This window comes from Thiomicrospira microaerophila (assembly GCF_023278225.1).
In the GTDB taxonomy this organism is placed as follows: Bacteria; Pseudomonadota; Gammaproteobacteria; order Thiomicrospirales; family Thiomicrospiraceae; genus Thiomicrospira; species Thiomicrospira microaerophila_A.
In genome coordinates this window covers 1,328,030-1,351,528 of the sequence record NZ_CP070959.1, presented here as the reverse complement: position 1 = coordinate 1,351,528, position 23,499 = coordinate 1,328,030, and the positions used below count along the sequence as shown (strand labels likewise).

Annotated in this window: 21 protein-coding genes and 3 tRNA genes; 22 read left to right on the top strand and 2 right to left on the bottom strand. The window is 43.5% G+C overall.

Going from position 1 to position 23,499, the window contains the following annotated elements:
- Positions 1–4: 4 nt before the first annotated feature.
- The 18 genes from uvrC to JX580_RS06510 all read left to right on the top strand — a co-directional run bounded on the left by uvrC (position 5) and on the right by JX580_RS06510 (position 14,791).
- Positions 5–1,816, top strand: coding sequence for an excinuclease ABC subunit UvrC (gene uvrC / locus JX580_RS06595; protein WP_248849762.1), 1,812 nt, complete (start codon positions 5–7; stop codon positions 1,814–1,816).
- A 1-nt stretch (position 1,817) separates the two neighbouring features.
- Positions 1,818–2,375, top strand: coding sequence for a DUF1415 domain-containing protein (locus JX580_RS06590; protein ID WP_248849761.1), 558 nt, complete (start codon positions 1,818–1,820; stop codon positions 2,373–2,375).
- The gene (locus JX580_RS06585; RefSeq protein WP_248849760.1) at positions 2,372–3,208 is read left to right on the top strand and encodes an MOSC domain-containing protein; all 837 of its coding nucleotides are present in this window, start codon (positions 2,372–2,374) and stop codon (positions 3,206–3,208) included. Before JX580_RS06590 ends, JX580_RS06585 begins: the two co-directional genes overlap by 4 nt.
- Positions 3,209–3,276: 68 nt before the next feature.
- On the top strand, positions 3,277–3,834 hold the full coding sequence (gene pgsA, locus JX580_RS06580; RefSeq protein ID WP_349251681.1) for a CDP-diacylglycerol--glycerol-3-phosphate 3-phosphatidyltransferase: 558 nt from the start codon (positions 3,277–3,279) through the stop codon (positions 3,832–3,834).
- Positions 3,835–3,940: 106 nt separating this feature from the next.
- A tRNA-Gly gene (locus JX580_RS06575) sits at positions 3,941–4,016 on the top strand.
- 5 nt (positions 4,017–4,021) lie between these two features.
- Positions 4,022–4,095: transfer RNA gene (locus JX580_RS06570), tRNA-Cys, on the top strand.
- 42 nt (positions 4,096–4,137) lie between these two features.
- Positions 4,138–4,224, top strand: a tRNA-Leu gene (locus JX580_RS06565).
- A gap of 232 nt (positions 4,225–4,456) precedes the next feature.
- Complete coding sequence (gene hsdR / locus JX580_RS06560) at positions 4,457–6,895, top strand: EcoAI/FtnUII family type I restriction enzme subunit R (RefSeq protein WP_248849759.1); 2,439 nt, start codon at positions 4,457–4,459, stop codon at positions 6,893–6,895.
- A 22-nt stretch (positions 6,896–6,917) separates the two neighbouring features.
- Positions 6,918–7,523, top strand: coding sequence for a cold shock domain-containing protein (locus JX580_RS06555; RefSeq protein WP_248849758.1), 606 nt, complete (start codon positions 6,918–6,920; stop codon positions 7,521–7,523).
- A gap of 2 nt (positions 7,524–7,525) precedes the next feature.
- On the top strand, positions 7,526–8,986 hold the full coding sequence (locus JX580_RS06550) for an N-6 DNA methylase (protein WP_248849757.1): 1,461 nt from the start codon (positions 7,526–7,528) through the stop codon (positions 8,984–8,986).
- 2 nt (positions 8,987–8,988) lie between these two features.
- Complete coding sequence (locus tag JX580_RS06545; RefSeq protein WP_248849756.1) at positions 8,989–10,824, top strand: restriction endonuclease subunit S; 1,836 nt, start codon at positions 8,989–8,991, stop codon at positions 10,822–10,824.
- Positions 10,824–11,738 carry an STM4504/CBY_0614 family protein gene (locus JX580_RS06540; protein WP_248849755.1) on the top strand — a complete coding sequence of 305 codons (915 nt, stop codon included), beginning with the start codon at positions 10,824–10,826 and terminating at the stop codon, positions 11,736–11,738. Before JX580_RS06545 ends, JX580_RS06540 begins: the two co-directional genes overlap by 1 nt.
- Complete coding sequence (locus JX580_RS06535; protein WP_248849754.1) at positions 11,735–12,697, top strand: DUF4365 domain-containing protein; 963 nt, start codon at positions 11,735–11,737, stop codon at positions 12,695–12,697. Before JX580_RS06540 ends, JX580_RS06535 begins: the two co-directional genes overlap by 4 nt.
- Positions 12,697–12,870, top strand: a complete 174-nt coding sequence (locus JX580_RS06530) for a hypothetical protein (protein WP_248849753.1) — start codon at positions 12,697–12,699, stop codon at positions 12,868–12,870. Before JX580_RS06535 ends, JX580_RS06530 begins: the two co-directional genes overlap by 1 nt.
- A gap of 25 nt (positions 12,871–12,895) precedes the next feature.
- Complete coding sequence (locus JX580_RS06525) at positions 12,896–13,639, top strand: hypothetical protein (protein ID WP_248849752.1); 744 nt, start codon at positions 12,896–12,898, stop codon at positions 13,637–13,639.
- Positions 13,640–13,650: 11 nt separating this feature from the next.
- Positions 13,651–14,346 (top strand): hypothetical protein, encoded by a 696-nt coding sequence (locus JX580_RS06520; protein WP_248849751.1) that lies wholly within the window; start codon positions 13,651–13,653, stop codon positions 14,344–14,346.
- 11 nt (positions 14,347–14,357) lie between these two features.
- Positions 14,358–14,648, top strand: a complete 291-nt coding sequence (locus JX580_RS06515) for a hypothetical protein (protein WP_248849750.1) — start codon at positions 14,358–14,360, stop codon at positions 14,646–14,648.
- On the top strand, positions 14,639–14,791 hold the full coding sequence (locus JX580_RS06510) for a hypothetical protein (protein ID WP_248849749.1): 153 nt from the start codon (positions 14,639–14,641) through the stop codon (positions 14,789–14,791). The genes JX580_RS06515 and JX580_RS06510 overlap by 10 nt, the downstream gene beginning before the upstream one ends.
- A gap of 134 nt (positions 14,792–14,925) precedes the next feature.
- Here JX580_RS06510 and JX580_RS06505 read toward each other — a convergent pair whose 3' ends face one another.
- Positions 14,926–15,501, bottom strand: a complete 576-nt coding sequence (locus tag JX580_RS06505; RefSeq protein ID WP_248849748.1) for a DUF302 domain-containing protein — start codon at positions 15,499–15,501, stop codon at positions 14,926–14,928.
- A gap of 168 nt (positions 15,502–15,669) precedes the next feature.
- Complete coding sequence (locus tag JX580_RS06500) at positions 15,670–16,797, bottom strand: 4-phosphoerythronate dehydrogenase (protein WP_248849747.1); 1,128 nt, start codon at positions 16,795–16,797, stop codon at positions 15,670–15,672.
- 35 nt (positions 16,798–16,832) lie between these two features.
- Here JX580_RS06500 and JX580_RS06495 point away from each other — a divergent pair, with 35 nt between their 5' ends.
- From JX580_RS06495 to JX580_RS06480, 4 genes are all read left to right on the top strand, one after another.
- A complete protein-coding gene (locus tag JX580_RS06495; protein ID WP_248849746.1) occupies positions 16,833–17,459 on the top strand; it encodes an alpha/beta hydrolase in 627 nt (208 codons plus the stop codon).
- A 174-nt stretch (positions 17,460–17,633) separates the two neighbouring features.
- Positions 17,634–19,010, top strand: a complete 1,377-nt coding sequence (locus tag JX580_RS06490) for a TolC family protein (RefSeq protein ID WP_248849745.1) — start codon at positions 17,634–17,636, stop codon at positions 19,008–19,010.
- Positions 19,011–19,033: 23 nt separating this feature from the next.
- Positions 19,034–20,134 carry an efflux RND transporter periplasmic adaptor subunit gene (locus tag JX580_RS06485; RefSeq protein WP_248849744.1) on the top strand — a complete coding sequence of 367 codons (1,101 nt, stop codon included), beginning with the start codon at positions 19,034–19,036 and terminating at the stop codon, positions 20,132–20,134.
- A gap of 2 nt (positions 20,135–20,136) precedes the next feature.
- Positions 20,137–23,484, top strand: coding sequence for an efflux RND transporter permease subunit (locus JX580_RS06480; protein WP_248849743.1), 3,348 nt, complete (start codon positions 20,137–20,139; stop codon positions 23,482–23,484).
- The last annotated feature ends 15 nt before the right edge of the window (positions 23,485–23,499 follow it).

Sequence of the window (23,499 nt, the reverse complement as noted above, 5' to 3'; positions counted from 1 at the left end):
TTAGGTGTCTGAATTTGATATTAAGGCGTTTCTCGCCAGTTTAACCGAGCGTCCAGGGGTTTATCGGATGATAAACCAGTCTGATGAAGTGATCTATGTCGGTAAGGCAAAAAACCTTAAGCGCCGAGTGTCGAGCTATTTTGTCAAACAGCAGGCGATTAAAACCCAAGCGATGGTTGAGCAGGTGGTGCGGATTGAAGTGACGGTCACCGATACCGAGTCAGAGGCGTTGATTTTAGAAAACACGCTGATAAAGCGCTTAAATCCGCGGTATAACGTGTTGTTTCGAGATGATAAATCTTATCCTTATTTATTTGTTTCTACCGGAAAAACCTATCCAGCGCTCAGTTTTCATCGCGGTGCCAAGCGGCGAGTGGGTCGTTATTTTGGCCCTTTTCCTAATGCGGGTGCGGTGCATCAAACCCTTCAGGCTTTGCAAAAGATTTTTCCGGTGCGTCAGTGTGCGGAAAGTGTGTTTAAGCATCGGTCACGACCTTGTTTGCAATATCAAATTAAACGTTGCTCGGGGCCCTGTGTGGGTTTGATTTCGCAACAAGACTATGCGCAAGATGTCGCGCTGACGATTAAGTTTCTTGAAGGTAAAAGTTTTGAAGTGATCGAAGAACTTGGGCATAAAATGGAACAGGCGGCCGAGCAACTTGAATTTGAACAGGCGGCGATCATGCGTGACCGTATTTCAGCGTTACGCACCATCCAGAGTCAGCATTTAATTAACCAGCCTGGCTCGCAGGATTTGGATGTCGTGGTGGCGACGGAACAAGCGGGGCATTGTTGTGTGACCTTGATGCTGTATCGAGGCGGTCACTTGTGGGGCAGCGAAAACTATTTTCCCAAAAATCAGGCGGCAAGTTTAAATCAGGTTTTAAGTGCTTTTATCACCCAGCATTATGAAAGCCATCCTATTCCCAAAACACTGCTCACGGATCCGCTGCCCGATGACCAGGCCTGGTTACAGGAGTGGTTAGCCGACAAAAAAGGCCAAAAGGTTGAGATTAAACAAGCCATGCAAACCACGGCAAAAGGCTTGGTGCAACTGGCGCTTACCAATGGCGAAACCGCTTTAAAACAGCACATCACTCAAAAATCGAGTCAGCAGGATCGCGTGTATGCCTTGCAAGAAGCCTTGATGCTGGCGAAACCACCGACGCGGATGGAATGTTTTGATATCAGTCATACCATGGGCCAACAAACCGTCGCCAGTTGTGTGGTGTTTGTCGATGGGGTGCCGGTAACCCAGCAATATCGCAAGTTTAATATTGAAGGCATTACCGGGGGCGATGATTATGCGGCGATGCACCAAGCCCTGATGCGCCGTTATCAACGCTTGAAAAACGAGCAGGCGGTCTTGCCGGATTTGTTGATTGTAGATGGTGGCAAGGGACAGCTCAACCAAGCGATTGAGGTATTAAAAAGCCTTGATTTAGAGTCGATTCCTTTGGTTTCAGTCGCTAAAGGCGAAGGTCGCAAAGCCGGTTTGGAAATACTTTATACCCCAACCAACGATGAAGGGATTGATCTTGAGGCGGATGATATTGCATTGCATTTAATTAACTATATTCGTGACGAAGCCCATCGATTTGCGATTACCGGTCACCGAGCGCGTCGCCAAAAAGCCCAAACCCGTTCAACACTCGAACAGATTGAAGGCGTGGGGCCAAAAACCCGAAAAGCTTTGCTGACGCACTTTGGCGGCTTAGAGCAGGTTAAAAATGCTGCTGCATCCGAGCTAAGCAAAGTGCCCGGCGTCAGTCAAAAAATAGCCCAACGTATTTACGATTTTTATCATGGAGAATAAGGTGACGACAAAAACATTTGAAACATTTATTGAGCCGACTCGTTGTTGGGTGTCGGAGGTGGTGGTCGGGCTAAATTTTTGCCCGTTTGCGAAACGTGAAGTGGATGCGGGGCGGGTGCATTATGCGGTGGTGGACACGAGTGAAACTGAACAGGTATTGCAAGCCTTGCTTGATGAGCTGCAGCGCTTAGATGATCAACCCAATATCGAAACCACCTTATTAATCATACCTTATGGTTTTGAAGGGTTTTTTGATTACTTGGATTTAGCCGACTGGGCGCAAAGTTTGCTGGTGCAGGAGGGCTATGAAGGGGTGTATCAAGTCGCCAGTTTTCATCCGGATTATTGTTTTGCTGACGCCCAGCAAGATGATCCCGCCAACTATACCAATCGTTCGCCGTTTCCAATGTTGCATCTTATTCGTGAGGCCAGTTTAGAACAGGCGTTAAAACATCATCCTGATCCGGATTCGATTCCCGACACAAATATCAAGCTTGCGCGCGATAAAGGGTTGATGGTAATGCAGGCCTTGTTAGCGCAATGTGTTAAGCCTAGATGATGTGGTTATCTGAGATTTGGCGTTACCCCATCAAGTCCTGTGGTGGTGAATCGCTCGATCAAACAGAACTCGATCCGTTTGGGCTTCAAGGTGATCGGCGTTGGATGTTGATTGATCAATATAACCGAATGGTCACGCAGCGACAGCACCCCAAGATGGGTCTCATTCGAGTTAAAACTCAACAGGCTGAGGGTTTAAATATACCACCAGGCCTGGTAGTGAGTGCGCCTGGTTTTAAGGATTTGGCGATTCAACTCCCCAATCAAGCTTCCGTGGTTGAGGTTGGGATTTGGCAAGATAGCTGCCAAGCTTGGTTGGCAGATTTTACGGTGCATCAATGGTTTTCTGATTTTCTCGGTCAGGCGGTGCGTTTGGTTTGGTTTCCAGATTCTGGGCAGCGTCAGATTGATTTAAATTATGCTAAAGTCGGTGAGCAAGTGGCGTTTGCCGACGGCTTTCCGTTGTTATTAACCAGCCAAGCTTCGCTGGATGATCTCAATCAGCGCTTAAGCAAACCGATTGAGATGATTCGCTTTCGTCCTAATTTGGTGGTCAGTGGCTGCCAAGCGTTTGATGAAGATCGCCATCAGCAGCTTAGGATTGGTTCAAAAAGATTTATACTGGCTAAGCCTTGTTCTCGTTGTGCTATCCCTAGTTTAGACCCTAAAACCGCGCTGAAGCAAACTGAAGTCAGCCGTGCTTTAGCTTACCGTCAGGCTGAGGCTGGGGTTTTGTTTGGGCAAAATCTATGCTATGCCCCTGACTTGCATCAGCGACTAAAAATCGAATCGGTCGTTATTAGGCTTGGCGATGAGATTTGCTGGAGCGACTAAATTGACAGTTTAATCTGCAAAGATAAGTGGTAGAATTCAAAAATTATTATAAATTGAGTTAAATTAAAATGATGACCCTGCAACAATTGCCTATGGCTATGACTTGGGCAAGAGTGTTTTTAATTCCGGTTTTTGTGCTGGTGTATTATTTACCATTTACCTATTCCAGCTTTGTTGCGATGCTTATTTTCGTGTTTGCCGCGATGACCGATTGGCTAGATGGTTATCTAGCTAGGCGATTTAATGCAACCAGTCGCTTTGGCGCATTTTTAGACCCGGTGGCAGATAAATTGATTGTTGCAGTTGCCTTGATTGTAGTCGCGGTTGATTACCAACATTGGATTGTCACTCTGGCAGCTATCATTATTATTATGCGTGAAATGGCCGTGTCGGCATTGCGTGAGTGGATGGCCGAGCATAATAAGAGTGATGTGGTGGCGGTATCAAAGATTGGCAAATATAAAACCACTTTTCAGCTTATAGCGCTAGCATTGTTGATTTATGGTGGTCAATTATTTGGTGTTCCTTGGGTTGAAATTGGCTTAGTGATGCTCGTTATTGCAACGGTATTAACGCTTTGGTCATTGGTTCAGTATGCCTTCTCAGCATGGAAAACAATGACTTAAGCCTTTAAAGTCTCCTCTTTTACAAAAAAATTAAAATTAAATGAATAACAGCATCAAATAGTGCTTGACCTTTACAAGCTAAACCCTATAATACGCATCCAACAGCGCGGGAATAGCTCAGTTGGTAGAGCACAACCTTGCCAAGGTTGGGGTCGCGAGTTCGAGTCTCGTTTCCCGCTCCAAAAATGGCTGAGTGGTAGAATGGCTATACAGCGGATTGCAAATCCGTGGATCTCGGTTCGATTCCGGGCTCAGCCTCCATAGCCACAACAGCTTCAAAACATGCTGCAAAGCAAGTCATCTGCCCAGGTGGCGAAATTGGTAGACGCAAGGGACTTAAAATCCCTCGGGGGAAACCCCGTGCCGGTTCGACTCCGGCCCTGGGCACCATCTTATCTATATGATTTCCTTAAAATTTCACTAATATATTGCTTTGTTTTCTATTATTTCCATATTCGTATAATTTTTTTGGTATGCACTTTAGTTGCAGTTCTTGTTGCACTCCTTACTGGTATATCAAAGCTTCTTGCCGCAAAGCCTGCTATTAATCTAGACCTTTTTATAAATCCTTGTAGAATGATGAATTTTACTCATTGTTTTACTGAGGTTGGGTGGGTCTATCGTGGTAATAAGCACAACTAACAAAGCTGTTTTGACAGAAACTGACATCATCACCAAATTCATATTACCCGCCGTGATTCAGAATGGCTGGGATAATCTGACGCAAATTCGTCAAGAAGTGAAACTGCGTGATGGTAAGGTGGTGGTGCGCGGGCAAGTTGCGGCGCGTAAAACTGTTAAATCCGCCGACATTGTTCTGTATTACAAGCCCAATCTGCCTTTAGCCGTCATCGAAGCCAAAGCCAATAAACACGAAATTGGTAAAGGTATGCAACAAGCACTGGATTATGCAGGCCTGCTTGATGTGCCGTTTGTGTTTGCCAGCAATGGCGATGGCTTTATTTTTCACGATAAAACTTCTAGCGGTGTGATTGAAACCGAACTCAGTCTCGAAGATTTCCCAACACCAGAAATCCTGTGGCAAAAGTATTGCGCCTGGAAAGGCTACACTGAAGCTCAACTGCCAATCATCACTCAACCTTATCATGATGACGGCACCGGCAAATCGCCGCGTTATTATCAGCTGCAAGCGATTAACAAAACCATCGAAGCGATTTCCGCCGGACAAAACCGAATTTTATTGGTGATGGCAACCGGCACCGGCAAAACCTATACCGCGTTTCAAATTATTTGGCGCTTATGGAAATCTAAAACCAAAAAACGGATTTTGTTTTTAGCGGATCGTAACGTCTTGGTGGATCAAACCCGCATTAATGACTTTCAACCCTTTGATACCGCCATGACCAAAGTGGAAAAGCGCACCGTTGATCCCGCCTATGAAATTCATCTTGGCTTGTATCAAGCTCTCACAGGGCCTGAAGAATCACAAAAAGCTTACAAACAGGTATCGCGGGACTTCTTTGATCTGATTGTAATCGATGAATGTCATCGCGGCAGTGCGGCGGAAGATTCCGCTTGGCGAGAGATATTAGAATATTTCAATTCAGCCACCCAAATCGGACTCACAGCCACCCCAAAAGAAACCGATGAGGTATCGAATATCGACTATTTTGGCGAGCCGGTTTACAGCTATTCGCTTAAACAAGGCATAGAGGACGGCTTTCTTGCGCCTTACAAAGTGGTGCGGGTGGATTTAGATGTCGATGCGCTGGGTTGGCGACCGACCAAAGGCCAAGTGGATAAGCACGGCGAAGTCATTCCCGACCGCATCTACAACGCCAAAGACTTCGACCGCAATTTGGTGATCGACGAACGCACACAATTGGTCGCGGAAACCATCACCGCTTATCTCAAGCGCACCGACCCGATGGCGAAAACCATTGTGTTTTGTAACGACATCGACCACGCCGAACGCATGCGCCGCGCCTTGATCAATCTCAACCCTGAACAAGTTAAGAAAAACGAAAAATACGTGATGAAAATCACCGGCGACGACGAGGCCGGTAAAGCCCAACTCGATAATTTTATTAATCCGAAAAAAGCCTATCCAGTGATTGCGACCACTTCGGAACTGATGACCACCGGGGTCGATGCGAAAACCTGTAAGCTGGTGGTGCTGGATCAAAGCATCCAGTCGATGACCAAATTCAAACAAATTATCGGGCGCGGCACACGCATCGATGATCGTTACGGCAAACTCTGGTTTACGATTCTCGACTTTAAAAAAGCCACCGAACTGTTTGCGGATGAACGCTTTGACGGTGTGCCTGAAAAAGTCATGATCACCAGGCCTGGTGTTATTATTGATGAAGATAATCCCGAGTTTGTAGACGAACTGAATGCTACAAACAACGAAAATGAAGATGGCGTAATCCATGAGCCGGAAGGTGAATATCAAACCGGTTCGAGTTCAGATGATTCATGGCAAGGCAATGAAACCGATACCGGTGGTGAACTCGGCGGTGAAAAACAACCCTTTATCAAATACCATGTCGCCGGTGTCACCGTTAAAAAACTCGCCGAGCGCGTGCAGTATTATGATGCCGACGGCAAATTGGTCACCGAATCCTTTAAAGACTACACCAAAAAAACCGTACAACAACAATACACCTCGATGGATGAGTTCATCAAAAAATGGCAATCGGCTGACCGCAAACAAGCGGTGATTGACGAACTCGAAGCCCAAGGCGTGATTTGGCAAGCACTAGAAGAAGATGTCAGTCGAGATTTAGACCCGTTTGATCTAATTTGTCATGTCGCGTTTGACCAACCACCGCTGACCCGAAAAGAACGCGCTGATAACGTCAAAAAACGCAACTACTTCGCTAAGTATTCCGAAACCGCGCAACAGGTGCTCAACGCCTTGCTCGATAAATATGCCGACACCGGTATCAGCGAAATCGAATCCAAAGACGTATTTAAAGTCACGCCATTCACTGAAATGGGGCGACCACTTGAAATCGTCAAAAAAGCCTTCGGCTCTAAACAAGCATATAAACAAGCAATGATAGAATTAGAAGAACAATTATATAGAGTATAGCAGTTATATTTTGGGAGCACTTATGAGGGGAACTATTAAGTTCTATAACAAGAAAAAAGGCTTTGGGTTTATCAATACTGATGAGCATGATAAAGATATTTACTTTCATATTAAAAACTGGGAAGGTGCTGCTTTACCAGAAACAAATGACTCTGTAGAGTTTGATACAGAGCTCGGTAAAAAAGGCTTACAAGCGATAGATGTTTTATGTATCCATAGTGCTAAACAAAAACTTGCTCTTCAAAAAGCAGTGAGTGATGGAAAAATATCATGTCCGCACTGTCACATGAAAATGATACCAAGGATAAATTTTTACCAAGGGCGACCTGAAGCGAGCTTCTGTCCATATTGTGGAGGCAAAGTTAAAGACTTTAGTGAGGGTTGTTTCATAGCTACAGCTGTTTATAAAGATTATAGTCATCCACAAGTTTTAGTTTTACGAAATTTTAGAGATGGATGCCTCAAAAAATATGCGTGGGGAAGGAGTTTTATTGCCTTTTATTATAAAAAATCTCCTGCGATTGCTGAAAAACTCATTGGTATGCCGACAACCTCAGCCATTACAAGATACCTTCTAAACACTTTCATTTACATCTACAATTTTTTTACTAAACCTAATAAGAATTAACCATGTCCATATCCACTGTAATCAAATCCATTCAAGACATTATGCGCAAAGACGCGGGCGTGGACGGCGATGCCCAGCGTCTCGGTCAGCTTTCTTGGCTGTTATTCCTCAAAATTTTCGACGCGCAAGAAGAAGAGTTGGAATTCGAACTCGACAACTACCAAACCCCAATTCCGCAACAATACCTTTGGCGCAACTGGGCGGCGGATGCCGACGGTTTAACCGGCGATGCGTTACTCGACTTTATCAACGGCGATTTATTCCCCACGCTAAAAGACCTCACCGCACCGATGGACACCAACCCACGCGGCTTTGTGGTGAAAGAAGCCTTTAGCGATGCCTTTAACTACATGAAAAACGGCACGCTGTTGCGCCAAGTGATTAACAAACTCAATGAAATCGACTTTGGAAACTCGCAAGAACGCCACATGTTTGGCGATATGTACGAGCAAATCCTCAAAGATCTGCAAGCCGCCGGCAACGCTGGTGAGTTTTATACGCCCCGAGCGGTCACCGAATTTATGGTCAATCGCCTCAACCCACAACTCGGCGAAAAAATCTTCGACCCGGCTTGCGGCACCGGCGGCTTCTTAGCCTCGGCCACCGAACACCTTAAAAAACAAGTCAAAACCGTTGATGACCAACAACAACTGCAAACCCAAATCTGGGGTGTTGAAAAAAAACAACTGCCACACCTGCTTTGCACCACCAATATGCTGTTACACGGCATTGAAGTGCCGGTGCAGATCCGCCACGACAACACCCTCAGCAAACCGCTGTCCAGTTGGGATTCTGATACCGATGTGATTATCACCAACCCACCGTTTGGTGGCACCGAAGAAGACGGCATCGAACAAAACTTCCCCACTGAATACCGCACCCGCGAAACCGCCGACCTGTTTTTACAACTGATTATCGAAGTGCTAAAAGACGGTGGTCGCGCCGCTGTGGTCTTGCCCGACGGCACACTATTTGGTGAAGGCGTCAAAACCAAAATCAAAAAACTGCTGTTAGACGAATGCAATCTGCATACAATTGTGCGCCTACCCAATGGCGTGTTTAACCCCTATACCGGCATCAAAACCAATATCCTGTTTTTCACCAAAGGGCAAAAGACCGAAAAAGTTTGGTATTACGAACATCCTTATCCCGATGGCGTAAAAAACTACAGCAAAACCAAGCCGATGAAGTTTGACGAATTTCAAACCGAAATCGACTGGTGGGGGAATGAAGCAGACGGTTTTGCCAGCCGTGTTGAAACCAACCAGGCCTGGTGCGTCAGCATTGATGAGATTATCGAACGTAACTACAACCTCGATATTAAAAACCCGCACCAAGAAGAAGCCGAAATTCACGATCCAAAACAACTGCTGGCAACCTACCAACAGCAACAAACCGAGTTGCAACAACTGCGCGATCAACTAAAAGCGATTTTGGGCAACGCCTTGGCAGGGAAGGCTTAACCATGAGCCAAGTAGAAAAACTTATTACCCAACACCTCGATATTTGGACGCAAGCGACCGAAGCCAAATCGACCGCCGGACGTGGCACACGCGGCAAAATCAATTTGCTCGGCATTCAAAAACTACGAGAGCTGATTTTAGAAATGGCGGTGCGTGGTTTACTTGTGCCGCAAGACCCGAATGATGAACCCGCCAGTGAACTGCTGAAAAAAATCGCCGCCGAAAAAGCCGAACTGATTAAAGACGGCAAAATCAAGAAATCCAAACCCCTGCCAGAAATCACCGACGACGAAAAACCGTTTGAACTGCCAAAGGGGTGGGAGTGGGTTAGGTTGGGCGATTTGCTTAATCGAATATCAAACGGTTTTTCAGGGAAGCAGGTACAGTTCAAAACAGATTTTCCTCTAACTCGTATTGAAACCATTTCGCAATCAGAAATTAATTATGAAAAAACTGGTTTTGTTGAAGTAATTCCAGATGATAAACGAGAGTATTACCAGCTTCTTTTAGGAGACATTCTTCTATCCCACATCAACAGTGATTTGCATGTTGGTAAAACTGCAATTAAAAAGGATGAGAACCTTCTTTATCATGGAACAAACCTTATTCTATTGAGATTTAATGATCTTGTAGATTCCAGTTTTTATAACTTACTGTTAAATCAGAAACGTCTGTCTGGGTATTTTTTATCCGTTGCTCAGCATGCAATAGGTCAATCATCTATTAACCAAGGAATTATTAATGGCACTATTGCTATCGTTCCACCATTAAAAGAACAAAAACGAATTGTCGCCAAGGTCGATGAGCTAATGGCGTTATGCGACCAGTTAGAAAACGACACGCTGACTCATATCGACACCCATCAAACCCTTGTGGAAACGCTATTGGGAAATTTGGTTGCGCCGCCCGTCATTGCGAGGCCGCAGGCCGCGGCAATCTCCGAGCCTACCGAACAAGACTGCGTCGCTTCGCTCGCAATGACCGAGCAAACACGATTTCACCAGGCCTGGTTATTAATCGAACAACATTTTGATGTGCTGTTTACCACCGAACACAGTATTGACACGCTTAAACAAACTATTCTGCAACTGGCAGTGATGGGCAAACTCGTGCCGCAAGACCCCAACGACGAACCCGCCAGTGAACTGCTGAAAAAAATCGCCACCGAAAAAGCCCAACTCATCAAAAACGGCAAACTCAAAAAATCCAAACCCCTCCCACCCATCACCGATGCCGAAAAACCGTTTGATTTACCGAAAGGATGGGTGGCAGTTAGATTAAAAGATTTAGTTTCAGTTTTGGGTGATGGTATTCACGGCACACCAAGTTATGATGAGAAGGGCGATTACTTTTTTGTAAATGGAAATAACTTAATTGAAGAGGCGATTCAGATTAAACCAGATACAAAAAAAGTAAATAAATCAGAGTATGAAAAGCATAAAAAGCCGCTTTGCGAGCGAACACTGCTTGTTTCTATAAATGGTACGCTTGGAAAAGTCGGTTTTTACGCAGGTGAAAAAGTTATGCTTGGCAAAAGTGCCTGCTACTTTAATTTATTAGAGGAGATTGATAAGTTATTCATATCCAAAGTTTTACAAGCCCCTTATTTTCAAGATTATGCAATCGTTAGTGCCACCGGCAGTACGATTAAGAACCTCTCTTTGAATTCAATGAATAACTTTGTTGTGTATCTTCCCCCACTAGCCGAACAAGGCCGAATCGTCGCCAAAGTGAATGAACTCATGACCCTGTGCGATCAAATCAAAACCCAACTACAAGCCGCGCAACACACCCAAGCCCAACTCGCCCAAACCATCACCCAGGAGGCGTTAGCCTAATGGCAGTATTTAAGTTATTTTCTGCTCGACAACAAGAAGAAAAAGAGCTTCAAGATGATGTGTTTGTCTATGACAAAATTCCTGACAGACTTAAAAATCAGTTTATTTTAATTTTGGAAGAAGTTTTTCCTAACGGTTACGTCAGAACAGCTTATAACGCTGCCTCAGCCAATGTTTTAAATGAAATTAGAACAATTATTCGAAAAGAACATGGGTATTTACAGCTCCCTCCATACGAAAAAGCACGCTACAACGTCAATGCGGATAAAGAAGTTCAGGATTACTTACTTCAACTTAACGATTCTGAAAAAATATTAGATATTTTTGAGCTTGGATTGCTTTTCATAGGTCATTTCCATGAACAAAACTTTGAAAATCAGGTTGAGGAAATTAATTATCGGTTTAAAGAAAATGGAGTTGGTTACAGGTTTGATGGAGGTCGAATTATTCGTGTTGATTCAGAGCTTCTTCATGTTGAAACAGTAAAACCAGCATTGAAGCTTCTTCAAAGCTCTGAGTATGAAGGGGCGCAAGAAGAGTTTTTAGGTGCCTATGAGCATTATCGCCATGGAAAACATAAAGAAGCTTTGGCTGATTGCTTAAAATCTTTTGAAAGTGTCATGAAATCTATTTGTGAACAAAATAACTGGCAGTACGGAAAAGCAGATAATGCTAAAAAACTGATAGCGGTATGTTTGAAAAATGAATTAGTACCATCATTTCTGCAAGCCAAATTATCGAGCCTACAAGCTCTGCTTGAAAATAGTATACCAACGGTTAGGAATAAGCTGGGAGGCCATGGTCAAGGCTCAGAAACACTGGAGGTGCCTGAATATATTGTTTCTTATGTTCTTCACATGACTGCATCAACAATAGTAATGTTGATTCGGTCACAGGAGGATTTACTCAGATGAATCAGAGAAGAAAGCAAAGGCATCTTAACCAAATAAAAGAGGAAGCATCCATTCAAATTTTAAGAGAAAAGCTTCCTGTGGCTTGGGTTGTTCATGAATATGGTCCAGATTATGGTATTGACTGTGTTGTTGAACTGTTTGATTTTATCGATGAATCACAAACAATCGCCGAAACTCTTGGAGAAAACTTTTTTGTGCAATTAAAAGCATCGTCAAAAATCGATTACGGAACGAGACGTTGTTATGCTCGAGGAAATGTTGCGAAAGGCCATTTACAAGAAAATAAAGATGATTATTTAGATGTAGAGGTGGCTAAGTTTAATCTTGAGATGCCTGAAATTTTAACTGTGCAATCAATGGGGCTTGCAATACCTGTCCTGTTGATTTTAGTTGATGTGGAGACTGAAAGAGCATTTTTTGTTTGTTTAAATGACTATATTGATAAGGTCATGATTCCTGAAGACCCTGACTTCAAATCCAAACAATCAAAGACAATTTATATTCCACTGAAAAATGAAATTTTAGATGAAGAAGATAATCTTGTTGCTTTAAAAGCCTATGGTAAAAGAGCGAAAATGTACGGCGCTTTTGGAAAATTTCATTATCAGCACACAGAAATCTTACGGGCGCCCAAGTACGATACAACTCCAAGACAATTTCTGGATATGATTTTGAAGTTTGTTGAAGAATGTATTCATCAAGATATTTGGCATGGTCATGAATTTTGGCAGCCAATGCAGTGGTCTTTTTATGAAATTCAACGTCTACATTCTGATTTGACCTCAGGTAATATTCCAGAATCTGATTATGAGATTCTGAGAGAGAATTGTCTAAACGTGATTTGGCATAAACTTACAAACTTGAGCAGCATGTATGAAGAATTAGTTAGAGAGTGGTTTTTACCTACCTATCTTGCACAATTAACTTCTTATCCTGAAACGCCTAAAGAAGGCCAATAATGAATTTATCAAAACTCCAAAAAGTTGATTTACGAAATGTCTGGAAGCACGAGGCTTTGAACTTTACTCAGTGGCTTGCGAACCCTGAAAATATGGTTGGATTAAGCGATGAAATTGGTCTTGAATTATTATTCATTGAAGCCATGCAGCGTAGCCAGATTAAACAGAACTAAATAATCACACAGGGGGCCTTAATATATGAAATCTCGATTGTCTGGTGAAAAATTAATTGAATTAAAGAATGCGGCAATAGCTGAATTTGGTGCTACCAACTGGAGAGAACTGGGTGCTTTAACTAATACGTTGGATGATGTAGAAAAGCATCCAAGACTTTTAAGAAGTTTGAGTTGGGATGATGAAGATTATGATGGTTTAGCTTTAACCTTTTTAAGGAAGATGATTGGTTCAAATGATGAAAACCTTAAAATTGTTGAAAGATATATTTCTGATCGATGCGCTACGCTTGGCGAAAGTGTATCAAGTTCAAATGTTAATGGGCGCAAAATCGTGTTCTCACCTGAAGTTTTTCAGATTCCAGATACAGGTATTGAGCCTAATTTAATATCAGTAATGATGCCATTTGAACACTCATTAACAGCGGTTTATTCTTCGATTAAAAGAGCCGCTGAAATTCAAGGGTTTGAATGCTCAAGAGCTGATGATATCTGGGAGCATTCAACAATTATTCAAGACGTTTTTTCGCTTATCTTCCGGTCTTATATCGTTATTTGTGATTTTACAGGCAAAAACCCAAATGTTTTTTATGAGGCGGGTATTGCACACACGCTTGGCAAACACGTAATCCCCATTACTCAATCTGCACATGATATTCCTTTTGACTTGAAGCATCATCGTTACATCCAATACTTGAACAACTCGGAAGGTTTGGCTGAGTTAGAAAAGGCATTGAATGGCAGAATTTCAACATTAAAACATTTTTGACTAGGTTGCAGATGAAAGACAGAAATGAGTTGGTTTCAATTTTTGCTAAAGGGGCATTGGGTGCTATTCCCTTTGTAGGCCCATTAGCCGCCGAAATTATTGGCATGGTGATACCGAATAAACGATTGCAGAGAATTGAGGCGCTTTTGACTGCTCTGGAGTCAAAAATTCAATTAGATAAGCAGCATAGAGTTGCTGAATCTCTAAATTCTGAAAACGCCATAGATTTAATGGAGGATGCCTTTATTGCTGCTTCAAGAGCATTATCTTCTGAACGTATAGATTACATTGCTTCAATGCTTAAAAATGGTCTAACAAGAGATGAATTGGAGCACATTGAATATAAGCGTTTGATGTCTTTATTGTCTGAACTTAATGATGTTGAAGTTTTAATTTTGAAATCAAAGCTACTTGACCGGCGTGATGATGAATTTGAAAGTTTTTGGAAGAAACATCAAGCGGTTTTAATACCTGCTACGGCAACTTTTGGGTCAACCAGAGAGGAAATTGATAAAAATACAGTTTTTCAATCACATAAAACCCACTTAAGAAATCTGGGGCTGATTAAAACAACCTTTAAAAAGCCTAAAAGAGGTGAGTTGCCCGAGTTTGATGAAAAAACTGGCATGATAAAAGCACAAGGTGAGGACATTACGCCTCTTGGTAGATTGTTGCTTGAATCAATTGACCAGGCTCCTAGGAGGTAGGTTCTCGAGTTATGTATCTACTAAAACTTCAAAAAAATGAATTGAGTAATGTCTGGAAAGATGCGTGCTTGAGATTTTCCCAATTAATTCCTAATCTCAAGCCAAGAATGGTTTTGCTGGTTGTGTTGGCTTTTGTGTATAATAAACTCAATCCAGTGACTAGAGGTATCCTCGGTCTGGCTTCGGCGGCTGGTGAGCAGTGGTTTATAGTTTTTATAAAAAAGCCTTGGCAATTTCGTTTGTCAGGGCTTTTTTATTGGCGTTATAAACCCAATCAGTTAGCGGGGACTGTATGGCGTTGACCTTAAAAAATGCGTTTGAAGCGACCTTTCGTTCTAACTACCGTTTTGAAGATTTTTTGGCTTTGAAGGTAGAGCAGGCAGCGACACGTAAAAAACTGGGCGACCGTAATATTATTCAGCCTAATGCCAAATTAAAAGCTTAGGTAACTTCTGCTTGATGTGTGGAGCGAGGCTAAAGCTTGTTGGTGAGGTTGAGTTTTGTATAGCAGAATGAGGATTGTAGTGTGTTAAAAACCGCCTAATCAATTTAGGCGGTTTAATTTTTTATGGCTGGGTTTTAGAATACGTCGCCTGTTGCGCCTTTTTCCATCATCGCCCACATAGCTTCACGAACCGCCATGGTTAATTCTTTTAACTCTTCAGGCATTTTTTTACCCATTTTAATCATCATGTCCATGTTCATGGTGTATAGGTGAAGACCATCTTCTTGCTCAACAATGGTAACACGGCAAGGTAAAAATGCACCCATAGCTGGGCTAAAGTCAATCATTTTACGTGCAGTTTCAGGGTTACAGTAGGACACAACGTGGATTACACCTGATTCAACACCGCGCGCATTAAGTTCTTGTGACAAAGGCAGTTGTCCAACATCCATTAGCCCTGGTGTGTTCATGGCTACGTTGTCCAGTGCATCTAGAATATCTTGGAGTTCTACACCTTCTTCTGCTTTACGGTGCCAAACTACCGCCCAACCTATATCGCCTTCGCTTTCAACCCAGCGATCCCAGATTTCATTAAATGTACCCCAAGCGCCTTCTTCAAGATTACCCGCCGCCTTCATGGTGCCGCAACCTGACATAAGTGCAATAATACCGGCTAAAAAGCCGACTTTGAGCATAGTGATGGTTTTCATTAGTGACCCTCTTTATTTTGATTTAGTGATAAACAAAGCACATATTGTGCATTCTGCAAGTTCGTGACCTAGATTACTCCTCTATTGGCTAAAAGAGAAAATCAATTTTTTTGTTCTCGAATAACAAAAATTTATTAGAACTTGTTAATGCGCTAATATTAGCAGTAGCTAATATAGCATAAACCCAAGCTTTTCGAGTGTCTGATTAAGGCGTTTATTAGGTGTTTTTTTCAATTTGTGCAGTGCCCACTCTCGACGGATTGGATATTGGCGGCGATGTAATTCAAAACCTGCCCGAACTTGATTAATGTCTGGTGATCTAATCGCCTGGTCATCAAGCCGTAAGTCATAGGTTTGCTTAATGATTTGATATAAAGCTCGCTGCTCGTTGTCAGTTGCAACGGGTTCGAGTGCAGTGGGAGCGGGCGGCAGCTGTTGTTTCCAGTCAGTTTTCGGTTCAATTTGCCAGAATTGACAGAGCTGTCGGTAAACCATCTCGCTGCCAGCCACCTTGGCTTCAAGTGAATGGCCAGCAATATGAGCGGTAGCAATATCCGCTTTGAAGTAGAGTTCAGCGCTAATGTTTGGCTCGTTTTGCCAACAATCAATTATATTTGCCGAGTTGTTGATTTTTAACCAGGCCTGCTCGTCAATAATGCCACCGCGAGCGGCATTGATTATCATCCCATTCGGTTTAATAAGTTTTAGATTGTTTTCGTTTAACAGGTGAAAGGTTGGATCACTCCCCGTTTTCGTTAAGGGGGTATGTAGGGTAATAATATCGGCTTCTTTAAGCAAGGACTCAAGTGAACAGAAGTCGTTTTTCCCTTCACAACGAGCACGAGGTGGGTCATTTAACAGTGTGCGAATACCTAAAATTTTGGCTTTTTGGTTGACTAGCCTGCCAACGTGACCCACCCCAACAATCCCTAGTGTCATCTCGGGCAGGATCCAGTTTTTTTGTTCAGCGATTTCGAGAAGACCATTTATGACATATTCTGCCACTGAGTTTGCATTGCAGCCTTGTGCGGAGTAAAAATGAATCCCCTGTTTTGATAACCAGGCCTGGTCAATGTGATCAAGGCCAACTACCGTGCTGCCAACAAAACGCACGGGACTTGTATCGAGCAGTGCTGCATTAACCTGGGTACGAGAGCGTATGATTATGGCATCGGCTTGTTTAACAGTATCTGAGTTAATATCTCTACCTGGTATGAGTTTGATCTGTCCTAAATGGCTAAAAATAGCTTCGGCATAGGGTATTGCATCATCAATAATCAGTGTTTTTTGTGGCATACTAAGCGCTCCTTTTTGGCTTGATAGGATAGGTGATGTTTCAAAAAACGCAAGCAACTTTCGTTAAAGGCCCGGTAGGCCAGTTGGAGTGTCGTATCGGGCAGTTGGCCCTGGGTAAGGCACCTTTAGGACTGGTCGTCTTGTGCCATCCTCATCCTTTGTATGATGGTTCGATGAATAACAAGGTGGTCACTACGATGGAGCGGGTGTATGCTCAGGCGGGTTGGCAAACGGTGGCGTTTAACTTTAGGGGGGTGGGGCAGAGTGAGGGCTTTTATGATCATGGCAAGGGTGAGCAGCAAGACTTAGCAGCGGTAGTCAATTGGGCGCAGGGTTCATTTGGTGAATTGCCTCTTGCCTTAGCCGGGTTTTCGTTTGGCAGTTATATTGGTTTACTGCAAGCTCAGCTATTGGAGGCGCAATGGTTGGTGACGGTCGCACCTCCGGTTAATTTATATGATTTTAATGAGATCGTTATTCCGTCTAGGGTTAAATGGAGTTTAATACAAGGCGGTCAAGATGAAGTTGTGCCTGCCTATAAGGTTGCCAACTGGATGCGCGGCATTCAACCTCGGCCTGATGTCTATTGGCGTGAATCCGCAGGACATTTTTTTCATGGCGAACTGGTTTGGTTAAAAAAAATTCTATCGGCAATTGTTTAATTTCAAAATGAAATATTAAATGGAAGCTGGTATATAAGAAAATTCTAATATATAATATTAGAATTTTCTTATATCTTAATGTGTTTGTTAAGCTGTTCAATAAAGGCTATATTCTAGCGAACGAATGGTTTGTTTAGATCACCCCCTTATCTTAGAATTTTACAGGATGCTTAAATGAAACTAAAAACATTAGTGTTGGCTATGTCTTTCACGCTTCCGGGTCTTGTTGTGGCGCAAACGGTCGATTTTAAAACCAGTGTTGAAACGACCCTTTCTCAAAATCCTCAGCGTGATATTACTGCCGCACAAATGGATCAGGCACGTGCCGCTTATGATCAAGCCAAGTTAAGCCGCATGCCTCAATTTACCTTGTCGGTTACCGGTTCACATTCTAATAATGCTTTGAATGTGTTCGGGATGAAATTACAACAACGTCAAGCGACCTTTGGTGATTTTGGCTTTGCGGAAGCGCCTGGGCCTGGTTCAACATCTACCTTTGATACGCGACCTCGCGATTTAAATAAACCAGGTAGCCACAATGACTTGAATACTCGGGTTGAAATGCTTTTGCCTATTTACAACGGTGGAAAGGTTGAAAGTTTTCAGCAGCAAGCGAGTGCGATGCTTCATGCTGCGCAGCAAGGAGATCAGGCCGTTAAGCAGATGTTGACTTACTTTGTATATGAAGCTTACGAAGGTGTTCATGCTGCACGCGCCTTTATCCAGGTTGCTGAACAAGCTTTACTGGCGGCTGATGCTTACATTCAAACAACACAAAATTTGGTGCGCCAAGGTGTGGTAGTGCGTTCTGAATTATTGAGTGCACAAGCACATCGTGCAGAAATTGAACTGATGCATGAACAGGCTAAAAATCAGGAGTTGCTTGCTTTTGATGGTTTGCGAACCCTTATGGGATGGTCTGCGGATGCACCGATAGATGTTGCTGAGCGTGTTGCCATTGAGTTGCCAAATTTAGCCCTAGACGAAATGATTCGAATGGCTATGGATACCAATCCTCAATTGATCGCTATGCGTCACCAGGTTCAAGCCAGTCAAGCTGAAGTTCGATTGGCAAAATCCGATAAAATGCCTAGCTTGAATTTAATGGCGCGCTCAGATTGGAATGATGACACGATTGGTTTTAGCGCGCACTCTTATACGATTGCTGCAGTCGCCTCTTGGAAAATAACGGATTTCGGCATGACCGATCGCGCTGTCGATCAAGCGAATGCCAGTGTACGCGAACAAGAAGCTAGAATGCGAGCTGAAGAACAGAAAGTTCGAATGGGCTTGTTACAGGCTTGGCGGGAGTACCAAAATGGGTTGAAAAAAGTGACCTCAAGTCAGGCTGCGGTTGAATATGCTTCAGAGGCTCAGACTTTAATCACGCGGCGTTACGAAACAGGTGTGGCGACCATGACTGAGGTTTTGGCAGGTCAAACGCAACTTGATAAAGCACGTGCGGAATTAGTAAGTTCTCAGTTTAGCGTTAATATGCAAAAAGCACAGGTGTTGTTAGCTATCGGCCGTATGCAGCATAATCAGATATAACTAATAATTAAGGATAAAAGAACATGATGAAGCTTTCAAATAAAATTATGGGTTTAAGTGTGCTGGCTGTCGCCCTCGGTTTGGCAGGTTGTTTGCCAGATCAAAAAACTGCCGAAACCCCACAGTATGAGGTTACTGAACATACCGTTACAGTTGCAATGGTTAATTTAGGTACTGTGCCTCTTGTGGCGAGTGTGCCAGGTTCTGTGGTGCCAGATCAGCAGGCCAGAATTGCATCGCGCTTAATGGGTTACATTCGCAGTATTCCCGTTCAGGTAGGCCAGCATGTCAAGCGAGGTGATTTGTTATTTGAGATTGATCCTCAAGATATCCAAAGTCAAATTTCTCAAGCGCGTGCGGGATATCAGCAAGCTCAGGCCGCGCTGGAAAACGCAAAAGCCGATTTTGATCGTTTTTCGCAATTGCTGAGAGAAGAATCCGTTTCTCGTCAACAGTTTGACGGAGTACGTTTGCAGTATAGTGTTGCACAGGAGAATTTGGCAGCAGCGAAAGCCGGCCTAGAGCAAGCAGAGTTTCAATTGAACTATGCCAATGTTCGCGCACCTTTTGATGGGGTTATTGTACAAAAAATGGCGGTAGCAGGTGATCTTGCGGCACCGGGCAATCCAATAGTCGTGATTGAAAACTTGCGCTCGCTCAGTGTGCAAACTGAAGTTTCTCAAGATCTTTATGCGGTATTGAATGTTGGCGACACAGCACAAATCCAGGTAGATGGTGTGGCGAATGCGATGACCGGTGAGATTTATTCTTTGGTGGCGGCTGCTAATCCGCGTACTAGAGGCCACACGACAAAATTGAGCTTGCCTGAAGTTAATAATGTCAACTCGGGCACATTTGCACGCATTAGTTTTGTAAGGGGGGAGCGTCAGGCGATTTTATTGCCTGTTGAAGCCTTAGTAACCCGCGCAGGTATTCAAGGCGTGTTTGTGGTCGGAGCCGATAATCTGGTGAGTTTTCGGATGGTGCGTATTGGCGAAAACTTAAATGGTCATTTTGAGGTTCAAGCGGGCTTAGATGTCGGTGAACAGGTGGTGGTTTCTAACAATCAAACCCTGGTAAATGGTGATCGCGTGATCTTTGATTCGGCAACTACAGGAGCTTAATAATGAGCACGCGTGCCCAAGAAGACAAAGAATTAAAGTTAAATATGGCGGGCAAAATTGCCCAAATGTTCATCCATTCAAAAATCACGATGATGATTATGATCGCGATTATGTTGGCTGGATTACTTTCACTCTACATCACGCCTCGTGAATATAATCCGCAGATTGTGGTTCCTGCGGCCAATATTTTGGTACCCAAAGCCGGCGCAACACCGGAAGAGGTCAATAACATGGTCGTGAAGCCGCTTGAAGCGATTATGAATGCGCTGCCTGGGGTTGAGAATACTTTTGGCTATGCTACTAGCGATTTTGGTGTAGTTACGGTTCAGTTTAAGGTGGGTGAAAACCAAGTAGACAGCTTGGTGAAGGTTTATAACCAGGTCATGCAGAATATGGATCGCATGCCACCAGCTACTCAGCAGCCGATTATTAAGCCGATCAACGTCGATGACGTGCCAATTATGACGCTTACGTTGACCTCTGAGCGCATGGATGGTTTTGACTTGCGCGATGTTAGTCTTAAACTCGTTGAACAATTGCGTAATGTGCCAGGTGTGTCGTTTACCGATGTAGTCGGTGGACACAAGCGCGCGGTCAATGTTTGGTTGGACTCACAAAAAATTGCAATGACTGGGCTTTCATTAGATGACATTAGTGAAATGCTACTGGGTTCAAATGTGTCTTTACCGGTCGGTGACCTGGTTTCTAATAATCAAACTCGCCAGGTTCGTGTTAACGGTTATCTTGGTAATGCTGATGAGGTCGGGTCAATTATTATTGGGGCTGACAAAGGCCAGCCCATTTTTTTGCGTGATATCGCTGAAATTGTAGATGGCCCACTTGAAGAAGAAATTCATACGCGTATTGGTTTTGGTCCAGCGGCTGAGGCGCATAAGCGTGGAGAGTTCCCTGCCGTTACGATTTCGATTGCCAAAAAACCAGGCACTAATGCAGTGCATGTGGCTAATGCAGTACTGACTAAGTTTGAAGAGTTAAAGATCTCGATGTTACCCGCTGATATCGAGGTGGTGGTGACGCGTGATGATGGGGAAATGGCGGATAAAGCAGTTAACCAGTTGGTAGATAGCTTGATTATTGCAATTATTGCGGTGGTGATTATCTTGATGTTCTCACTGGGGTGGCGTGAAGCTGCGATTGTGACTTTGACTGTACCGCTTATTTTATTTGTAGTATTGATTGTTGGTCTAATTTTTGGACAAACCCTTAACCGCATTACTTTGTTTGCGTTGATCTTATCTTTAGGGTTACTGGTGGATGCTGCGATCGTGGTGATTGAGAATATTCATCGCCATATCAAAGATGGCGTTGATCCTAAAAATCTTGATACCTTATTGGTACGCGCGACTAACGAAATTGGTAATCCTACTAACGTGGCGACCCTAGCGGTTATTCTTGCTTTTATTCCAATGTTGTTCGTAACCGGTATGATGGGGCCTTTTATGGCACCGATTCCGTTCAACGTGCCGATTGCAATGATTGCTTCCTTGTTGATTGCTTATATGCTGGTGCCTTATGCGGCTTATCGTTGGTTAGGCAAAAAAGCCATTCAAAAAATGGAGCAAACAGAAAGCATTGAGAATCCCCATCCGAAAAAAGAAGATTGGTTACAGCGTGGTTATGCCAAAATCATTATTCCAATGATTGAAAGTCGCACTAAACGTAATCTATTTTTAGGTGTGGTATTAATCTCATTGTTTGCTGCCTTAGTTCAACCGGCACTGCAATTTGTACGCGAAGACGGAATGAATAATCCTTTGCATCCGCTGGGTGTAGAAGTCAAAATGTTGCCGTTTGATAATACTAATACCTTTTTGGTGCAGGTTGATATGCCAACGGGTACCGCAACTGAAGCAACCGATCGTGTGGTGCGTTTTGTAGGTGATATTCTTTCTAAAACGCCTTACGTGGCGAATTACAGCGTTTATGTGGGTATGCCTGCTCCAATAGATTTTGCTGCACTAGTGCGTGGGGATTTGATTAAGCAAGGTTCTAATTTTGCGCAAATACGTGTTAATTTGCTAGAAAAAGAGCAGCGCAGTCTGAGTTCGCATGAAATTGCGCAGCAATTACATGAAACGCTTGCCTTAGTTCGTCAGGACTTTCCTATGGCGAAGGTGAAAATCTATGAAACGCCGCCAGGTCCACCCGTAACCGCGCAGATATTGGCAGAGCTTTATGGGCCAGATTATGACAAGTTGCGAGAAGCCGCAAACGAAATTAATGCGAAGTTCGAGCAAATTTACGGCATGATTAACGTCGATAATTCGGTCACTGATGATACGATTAGCTATGAAATTATAATTGATCGTGAAAAAGCGAACCTGTTGGGTATTGCCCCAGCGTCGGTTAGCAAGATGCTAAGAGATTATATTAATGGTTATGCATTGGGTTATATGCACTTAGATAACGTGCGTGAACCTGTCAATATCGTGGTACGTTTACCGCGCTCTGAGCGCAGTGTTCCTGAACAGTTATTAACTTTAAGGGTCAATTCGTTCTCGGGTGATGCTGTGCCGTTATCAGCAATTGCGACGATTGAAGAAAGAATCCAAGCCAAGCCGATTATGGGGCGTGACCAGCATTCTATGACTATGGTGAGCGGTGAACTTTTACGCTCTAGCCCGGTCTATGCAGTTTTAACGCTGGATAAAATGCTTGATAATGTAACCTTGCCGGAATCAGGTGTGACCTTTCAAACTGCTAACCTCGGCTTTTTGGAAGCTCAGCCAAAAGATGTGACCGATTACACCCTGTTGTGGGGTGGTGAAATGCGTTTAACCCTAGATGTGTTCCGTGACATGGGGAGTGCATTTATGGTGGCATTGGTATTAATCTATTTAATTTTGGTCGGCTATTATCGTTCATTTATGGTGCCCTTTATCGTTATGGGTGCGATTCCTTTAACAATGATTGGGGTATTCCCGGGTCACTGGTGGTTGGATCAGGCCTTTACCGCGACTTCAATGATTGGGGTGATTGCGCTCGCGGGGATCGTAGTGCGGAACTCGTTACTGTTGATTGACTTTATCATAGAATATCGACGTGAGGGCATTCCGTTACGTGATGCCGTGATTGAAGCGGGCAAGGTACGATCTAAAGCGATTATTTTAACTGCCTTGACGATTATCTTTGCGTCGATAGTGATGATTCCTGATCCGGTGTTTGGTGGTTTAGCGATTTCCTTGATCTTTGGAGTCATTTCTTCAACCATCTTAACGCTATTTGTCATCCCACTGATGTACTATATTTGGCAAACTTATTTCCCATCAGATCCTGATGAGGAAGATAAACCAAAAATTGCCAAAGAGATTGAAACATCGAAAGCCTAATCGGGTTTTGATAAA